The organism is Gordonia malaquae, from assembly GCF_037148075.1.
Lineage (GTDB): Bacteria > Actinomycetota > Actinomycetes > Mycobacteriales > Mycobacteriaceae > Gordonia > Gordonia malaquae.
Map to the genome: position 1 here is coordinate 1 of NZ_JBBCUB010000015.1, position 223 is coordinate 223.

Here is a 223-nt window from a genome sequence, read left to right on the forward strand (position 1 = left end):
GCTGACCGATGACGCCGATCGCGCCCGGACGCGGGGATTCGCGATCCAGCCGCAGGACAAGCGGCTGATGTCCAAGATCCGGGCGCAACTGTCGCCGTCGCTTCGAGCAAAGCTCGAAGCAATTCTCACCCTCTGGGCAGAGCCAGGGATGAACAACCCGGACGACCCGGAGTCCCCGCACGGGACTGCCTACGGTGCCGACGCCGAGGCCCTCGCCGCCGCC

The 223-nt window shown here is 68.6% G+C and carries 1 protein-coding gene; it reads left to right on the forward strand.

The genetic code is table 11. The annotated features are described in order from the left end of the window. Nucleotides 1–223 (forward strand): DUF222 domain-containing protein (locus WFK36_RS22720; RefSeq protein ID WP_336794518.1); only part of this gene is annotated, 223 nt, incomplete at both ends.